This is a genomic window from Kitasatospora sp. NPDC059160 (genome assembly GCF_042755465.1).
In the GTDB taxonomy this organism is placed as follows: Bacteria; Actinomycetota; Actinomycetes; order Streptomycetales; family Streptomycetaceae; genus Kitasatospora.
The window spans coordinates 67,773-74,894 of the sequence record NZ_JBHZCN010000045.1; the positions used below are offsets into that span (position 1 = coordinate 67,773).

Sequence of the window (7,122 nt, forward strand, 5' to 3'; positions counted from 1 at the left end):
CGAACCCCGACCCCGGCCGCCACCCACCACCGGAAGGACCGCGCCGCATGGCCGTGACCGCCACGACCGACCTGCTCCGCTACACCCTCACCACCTCCCCGCCCGACCTCGTCCGGGCCACCGCGGGCCACCCCCGGCAGGCCCGGCTGGAGATCGCCGTCACCCGCAACCCGGCCGCGGACGGCGTCCCCGACTGCCGCAGCATCACCGTCGAGGTGCCGATCGGGGACGGGGCCGACGCCCTCACCGCCCGTGCCGAGCGCATCGACACCGCCTACCGGGCCCCGCACGGCCGCGGCTGGCACATCCGCGCGACCACCCCGGAGCCCGGCCGCACGGTGTTCACCTGCACCCCCGAAGGCCCGCGCGGCAAGGCCGGGTTCGACGACCGGGAGGACTTCACCCTCGTCCTGGAACGCATCCCGCTCACCGGCCCGCCCGGCACCGTCCAGCTGCGCATCAGCGACGAGACGGCGACCGGCTCCGGCGCCTACGCGCGGCGCAGCACCGTGCTGCCGGTGGCGGTGGTGGGCGAGTGATCGAGGTCATGGCCGCCGCGGGGGCCCTGCTCGACCTGGTCTGCGACACCAACCCCGACCCGGTCACCGTCTCCACCGCCACCGAGACCAAGCGGGCGACGGTCTTCCTGACCTTCCGCAGGCCGGCCGGGAGCGCGGACGTCAAGTGCCGCGCGCTCAGGGTCACCGTTCCGGTGGGCACCGCGGCCGGCGACCTGTCCCTCAACACCGACGCGGCCCACGCCGACGACATCGACGACTACCCGCGCGACAACGGCGGGCCGGAGTGGGACATCGAGCGCACCACCGTGCCGCCCGAGCCGACGGCACCGGGGCAGGTCACCTCGATCACCTTCACCTGCACCCCGCCGTCCGGCGAGACCACCTTCGGCGCCGGGCGGGAGTTCACGCTGCTGCTGTCGAACATCCCGGTCAACCGCACGGTCGGGGCCGCCCGGCTGACCGTGACGGAGACGACGCGGCCCGGCTCGGGGAGCACCGACTGGGCGGACCGGCCGACCGGGGTGCCGGTGGTCGAGAAGCTCGCGAACGAGTTCTACGTGCGGAACTTCTCCAGCCGGGTCGGCCGGGTCGCCCACGGGCAGGCCGCCGTCCTGGAGTGGGAGGGCACCCCGCAGAACAGCGAGTACTACCTCTACTGGGACGACGAGCCCGCGAAGCGGCTCCCCTCCACCGTCCCGCTCACCTACACCACCCACGCGCTCACCCGGACGACGACCTTCGTGCTCGACGCGCAGACGCGGAACGCCGCCAACCAGACGGTGCACCACTACCGTTCGACCACCGTCACCGTGAAGGACCCGGACGTCCTGGCCAGGACCCTCACCGCCGCCGACAGGCTCGCCGTCCACGACACCTTCACCGCCGACCGGACCGACGCGCGCAGGACGTGGGCCCGCACGACGGACTTCACCGGCGACGTGACCATCAGCTGACGACCCGAGGCGCCCCCATCCCATGGCAACCAGTCCGCTCGCGCCCGACGGCCGCCTCCAGGCCGAGTGCGTGCCCAGCCCGAACCCCCTTCCGGTCTCCACGCCGAGCAAGACCAAGAACGGCGTCCTGCGCCTGACCTTCTCCAAGCCCGACGGCAGCCCCGACGTCGAGTGCCGCTCCATCACCGTGTCCCTGCCCATCGGGACGGCGCCGACCGACCTCACGGACAACCCCGTGCCGATCGACGGCAACCAGGACGGCGGGCAGGGCACCTGGCTGATCGTCCAGCGCCCCTCGAAGGAGAACTCCCTCACCTTCGTCTGCACCCCCGAGGCCCCCGGCAACCAGGTCACCTTCGACGCGGGCCGCCGCTTCACGCTCAAGATCTCCGCCATCCCCGTCGCCCGCACCCCCGGCGACGTCCGGCTCACCGTCACCGCCCACACCGCCACCGACAACGACTGGGAGGACCGCCCCGTGGACACGCCCGAGGTCGGGAAACACCGTGAGGACGCCTCCGCGTTCTTCTTCCGCGCGTTCTCCAGCGTGCAGCCGCGGGTGGCGAACAAGGGCAGGGCGACCCTGCGGTGGGAGGGCAGCGAGGCGGGCACCGAGTACTGGCTGTCCTGGGACGAGGGCGCACCGGTGAAGGTCACCGGCCTCAGCCACCAGACCCACGAACTCACCGACACCACCACGTTCGTCCTGGACGCCCGCACCAAGGGCGCCGACGGCCAGGACGTCCACCACTACCTGTCCACGACGGTCACGGTGAAGGACCCGGACATCGTCGCCAGGACGGTGACGGCGAGCGACAAGGTGACGGTGACGGAGACCTTCACCGCCGACAACAAAGCCGGGAAGAAGACCACGATCGGCGCCACCACCTTCGACGGCAACGTCACCGTCACCACCGGCAACACCCTGACCGTCGCCGGGCAGATCAACGCCAACGGCGGCGTCAACGCCACCACCCTCACGACCAGCGGCGCCCTCAACGCCAACGGCACCGTCACCGCGAAAGCCGACGTGATCGTCGAGTCCGCGTACGTCCTGCGGACCGATCACATCTGGTCCTCCGGCAGGAGCACGACCGGCACCGTCAACCTCCAGAGCAAGGTCGACTTCAAGCAGCCGGTCACCGCCAACAACACGGTCACCGCGAACCGGGACGTCACCATCGACTCCGGCTACTCCCTCAAGGCGGCGAAGATCTACGCCGCCGACGGGACCACGACCGGCACCGTCACCGTCAAGAGCAAGCTGGCCGTGGAACAGGCCGTGACCGCCATAGGCGCCGCCCAGACACTGTTCTCGGACTACCTGTCGGGCTTCGCCGACCGCACCTACACGGCCGCGGGCGGCGACGGATTCGTCCACGTCCGGCTCCAGAGCCTGCGGGCGGACACGTCGTCCAGCGCCTGGCAGTTGCACGCCCACCACCGCATCACCGTCAACGTCGGCGGCGTGGACTACCAGTCCTCGACCGCCCAGTCGGGGTGGAAGGACAACGGCACGTTCCCGGGCGACAGCGTGGTCGTCCCCGTCAAGAAGGGGCAGACGATCCGGGTCACCGCGCAGAAGGGGAGCACGGGCGCGTGGTTGGCGCTCACCTGGACCCCGCTCGGCGGCAGCGACGCGCTGACGTAGGAGCAGCCACCGGCCCCGGAAGAGCACGGCAGCACAGGCCGGTGCCGGCCGCGCCCGGAGGGCGTGGCCGGCACCGGTGAGCCGGGGGGAGCGAATTCACGTTACGGAGAGTTCGACGGCGACCCAAGTCCCGGGTTCTTCCGGGAGTGGCGGTACTACGGTCGGAGAATTGCCGTTCGGGGGCCCGCTCCGCCGGTTCGTCAGAGGATCTTGATGGAGTTCACCTTCGGCGGGTGGTTCGGGTACGAGATGTCCGTCCAACGGTTGACCCGCACCGAGTCGCCGTTGGCGTCGGAGTAGACCAGGTCGTTGTTCCCGGTGGAGATCCGGTCGACCCACCACCCGCCGAAGCCGATCTCCCCACCGTTCGCATAGCAGTCCACGCTGTCGCGACCGTCCAGGTGCGACCAGATCTTCAGGAAGTCATTACGGCTCCCGTCGCACGGGATGTGGTCGATGGCGAAGGCACTGCCGGACGGCACCGCCACGGTGAGGGTGGCCGCCGCGGCGAAGGCCATGGCCATCGAGCCCACGACCTTCTTGACATTCGAGAACATGGATTCTCCCCAGTCGGATCACATGAATAATCGGAGTCCGCTCCACAACGAGTTTCCGTTGCGTCGTGCTCGATCAGTATCCGGAACGCCTTTATGAGGGTCAATCGAACAGACCTTGGCGCACGGCGTTCTCGGTCATTTCCCTCCGGAATTTCGGCAAGGCGTGGGGCGTGTCGTTCCGGTGGGTTCACCCGATGACGTGTCGCGGCCTGCCGGGAGGAGACGGGGCGGCGTCCTCGCGCCCGGGGGGCAGTGTCGGTGGGGCGGGGCGGTGGTGTCAGTCCGGATGGTTCCGGGTTCCGGGGTGGGTGGCGGGTGGTTAGCGTGCCCCGGGCGGTCCGGAGGGGCCGCTGCCACGCGTCTTCAGGAGGTCAGGATGACCGCGCACCACCCCGGTCGTAGGGCTCGCCGCCGGTGTACGGCGTGAGGGGCCGAGCGGTGCCGGGCTCCCTTCCCCGGCTGGCGCTGATGGCGGCCGCGCTGCTGCTGCCGGTGGCCGTACCGGCCGCGCCCGCCGGGGCCGCGCCGACGGCGGTGGCCGGGTTCGCGGCGTCCTGCCCGGCCCGCGGCCAGATCTCCCAGGGCTACAGCCAGGAGCACAACGGCATCGACATCGCCAACGACTACGGCACCCCGATCTACGCGGTGGGCGACGGCGAGGTGACGGCCTCCGGGCCGGCACAGGGCTACGGCCAGTGGATCCGCATCCTGCACCCGGACGGGACCATCACCGAGTACGGGCACATGCGCGAGCGGGACGTGGCCGTCGGCGAGCACGTGACGGCCGGTCAGCAGATCGCGCTGATGGGCAGTGAGGGCCAGGCCAGCGGACCGCACCTGCACCTGCGGGTCTGGGCCGACGCCAACGCGACCGTGCGCACCGACCCCGTCCCCTACCTCGCGGACCGCGGCATCACCATGCCCTGCCGACCGGGGACCGGTCCGCGTCCGGCACCACTGGTGTATCCGGCGCAGTCCGGGAAGGTGGTGTCGGCCCGCGGCGCGGACGGTCGCCTGGAGGTGTTCGCGGCCGGCACGAACGGTGTCTCGCACGCCTGGCAGACGGCGGTGAACGGCGCCTGGTCGGACTGGGAGTCCCTGGGCGGCCCGGGCGGCGCCGAGTCGGCCATCGGCCCGAACGCGGACGGACGCCTGGAGATGTTCGCCTTCAACGGCAGCACCCTCCAACACCGCTACCAGCTCGCACCCTCCGGCACCTGGTCGAACTGGGAGACCTTCGGCGGCGGCGGCCACGGCCTCGCCGTGGGCGCCAACCAGGACGGACGCCTGGAGGTCTTCGCCTCCGGCCCGGCGGGCCTGTTCCACAAGTACCAGACCGCACCCAACAGCGGCTGGTCCGACTGGGAATCGGCCGGCGGCGGCCCCGCCGACAGCGAGGTCCGCCTCGGCAAGGCCCCCGACGGCCGACTCGAAGTCTTCGCGCTCAACAACACCACCTTCCAACACCAGTGGCAGACCGCCCCCAGCGGCGGCTGGTCCCCCTGGGAGACCTTCGGCGGCGGCGGACGCGCCCTCACCGTCGACCACAACGAGGACGGCCGCCTCGAAGTCCTCGCCTCCGGCCCCACCGGCGTCTTCCACAAGTACCAGACCAACCCCACCACCTGGTCCGACTGGGAGCCCACGGGCGGACCGGCCGACTCCCGGCTGACCAGCCAGCCGACGGCGGACGGCCGCGTCGAGGTCTTCGGCATCAACGGCAGCGCAGCGCAGCACATCTGGCAGACCGGACTGAACGCCCCGTACGGCCAGTGGGACACCTTCGGAGGCGGCGGCACCGGGATCACCGCCGCGACCAACGCCGACGGCCGGATCGAGGTCTTCGGGACCAGCAGCGCCGGCGTCTACCACAAGTGGCAGACCGGCTTCTCCACCTGGTCCGACTGGGCCTGGCTCAACACCACCGCCGGCCCCGCCGTCAACTGAGGAGAGCTCACGTGACCAGCACACCACGCGCCCGTCGGGCGCCCCGCCGCGTCCTGCTGTCCGCGCTGACCGCGCTGGGCGTGGCGGCGGGCCTGACGGCGGGCGCCACGCCCGCGCCGGCCGCCGCCGGCATCGACCTGTGCGCCGAGGTCGGCTACACCGCGGGCTTCCGGGGCGACGCCCTGGTCACCGCGATCGCCGTCGGCATGGCCGAGTCCAGCTGCAACCCCTCGGCGTCCAACGTCCAGAACAACACCCCGCCGTCCCGCGACCGCGGCCTGTGGGAGATCAACGACTACTGGCACCCTGAGGTCAGCGACGCCTGCGCCTTCGACGCCCAGTGCAACGCCAACGCGGCGTACCGCATCTCCAACGGCGGCACCAACTGGCAGCCCTGGTCGACCTACAACCAGCGCGCGCACGAGCGCTACCTCGGTGCGGCGCAGGCCGCGGTGGACCGGCTCGGCCACCACGACCCGGGCCCGGCGCCGTTGGTCTACCCGGCGAAGTCCGGGAAGGTGGTGTCGGCGCGCGGCGCGGACGGCCGCCTGGAGGTGTTCGCGGCCGGCACGAACGGTGTCTCGCACGCCTGGCAGACGGTGGCGAACGGCGCCTGGTCGGACTGGGAGTCCCTGGGCGGCCCGGGCGGCGCCGAGTTGGCCATCGGCCCGAACGCGGACGGACGCCTGGAGATGTTCGCCCTCAACGGCAGCACCCTCCAACACCGCTACCAGCTCGCACCCTCCGGCACCTGGTCGAACTGGGAGACCTTCGGCGGCGGCGGCCACGACCTCGCGGCGGGTGCCAACCAGGACGGACGCCTGGAGGTCTTCGCCTCCGGCCCGGCGGGCCTCTTCCACAAGTACCAGACGGCGCCGAACAGCGGCTGGTCCGACTGGGAATCGGCGGGCGGCGGACCGGCCGACAGCGAAGTCCGCCTCGGCAAGGCCCCCGACGGCCGACTGGAGGTCTTCGCGCTCAACAGCACCACCTTCCAACACCAGTGGCAGACCGCCCCCAGCGGCGGCTGGTCCGCCTGGGAGACCTTCGGCGGCGGCGGACGCGCCCTCACCGTCGACCACAACGAGGACGGCCGCCTCGAAGTCCTCGCCTCCGGCCCCACCGGCGTCTTCCACAAGTACCAGACCAACCCCACCACCTGGTCCGGCTGGGAGGCCGCCGGTGGACCGGCCGACTCCCGGATCACCAGTGAGCGCTCCCCGGACGGCCGGGTGGAGGCCTTCGCCATCAACGGCACCACCGCGCAGCACATCTGGCAGACCGGCGTGAACGCGCCCTACGGCCAGTGGGACGGCTTCGGCGGCGGCGGCACCGAGATCTTCGCCGCCGCCAACGCCGACGGCCGGATCGAGGTCTTCGGCGCCAGCAGCGCCGGCGTCTACCACAAGTGGCAGACCGGCTTCTCCACCTGGTCCGACTGGGCCTGGCTCAACACCACCGCCGGCCCCGCCGTGGGCTGACACCCCCGGCAG

General features: G+C 71.8%; 6 protein-coding genes. 5 read left to right on the forward strand and 1 reads right to left on the reverse strand.

Annotated features, from left to right (window positions below; translation table 11 throughout):
* Nucleotides 1–47 precede the first annotated feature (47 nt).
* Genes ACFXOZ_RS20670 through ACFXOZ_RS20680 form a run of 3 tightly spaced genes read left to right on the forward strand, consistent with a single transcriptional unit; the run spans nucleotide 48 to nucleotide 3,125 of the window.
* Entirely contained in the window at nucleotides 48–539 is a 492-nt protein-coding gene (locus tag ACFXOZ_RS20670; RefSeq protein WP_380525755.1) for a hypothetical protein, read from the forward strand.
* Nucleotides 536–1,474: a hypothetical protein gene (locus ACFXOZ_RS20675; RefSeq protein WP_380591873.1), complete on the forward strand. Its 939-nt coding sequence runs from the start codon at nucleotides 536–538 to the stop codon at nucleotides 1,472–1,474. The genes ACFXOZ_RS20670 and ACFXOZ_RS20675 overlap by 4 nt, the downstream gene beginning before the upstream one ends.
* 22 nt (nucleotides 1,475–1,496) lie before the next feature.
* Entirely contained in the window at nucleotides 1,497–3,125 is a 1,629-nt protein-coding gene (locus ACFXOZ_RS20680; RefSeq protein ID WP_380525751.1) for a hypothetical protein, read from the forward strand.
* Nucleotides 3,126–3,325: 200 nt separating this feature from the next.
* Here ACFXOZ_RS20680 and ACFXOZ_RS20685 read toward each other — a convergent pair whose 3' ends face one another.
* The gene (locus tag ACFXOZ_RS20685; protein ID WP_375894624.1) at nucleotides 3,326–3,682 is read right to left on the reverse strand and encodes a beta/gamma crystallin domain-containing protein; all 357 of its coding nucleotides are present in this window, start codon (nucleotides 3,680–3,682) and stop codon (nucleotides 3,326–3,328) included.
* A gap of 468 nt (nucleotides 3,683–4,150) precedes the next feature.
* On the opposite strand from ACFXOZ_RS20685, the gene ACFXOZ_RS20690 reads away from it, so the two are divergent.
* The gene (locus ACFXOZ_RS20690) at nucleotides 4,151–5,629 is read left to right on the forward strand and encodes a peptidoglycan DD-metalloendopeptidase family protein (protein WP_380591879.1); all 1,479 of its coding nucleotides are present in this window, start codon (nucleotides 4,151–4,153) and stop codon (nucleotides 5,627–5,629) included.
* Between the two features lie 11 nt (nucleotides 5,630–5,640).
* On the forward strand, nucleotides 5,641–7,110 hold the full coding sequence (locus tag ACFXOZ_RS20695; protein WP_380591875.1) for a hypothetical protein: 1,470 nt from the start codon (nucleotides 5,641–5,643) through the stop codon (nucleotides 7,108–7,110).
* Nucleotides 7,111–7,122: the final 12 nt, after the last annotated feature.

Coding starts and splice junctions, on each gene's coding strand:
- ACFXOZ_RS20670 (WP_380525755.1), top strand. CDS start 48: ATGGCCGTGACCGCCACGACCGACCTGCTCCGCTACACCCTCACCACC.
- ACFXOZ_RS20685 (WP_375894624.1), bottom strand. CDS start 3,682: ATGTTCTCGAATGTCAAGAAGGTCGTGGGCTCGATGGCCATGGCCTTC.
- ACFXOZ_RS20690 (WP_380591879.1), top strand. CDS start 4,151: ATGGCGGCCGCGCTGCTGCTGCCGGTGGCCGTACCGGCCGCGCCCGCC.
- ACFXOZ_RS20680 (WP_380525751.1), top strand. CDS start 1,497: ATGGCAACCAGTCCGCTCGCGCCCGACGGCCGCCTCCAGGCCGAGTGC.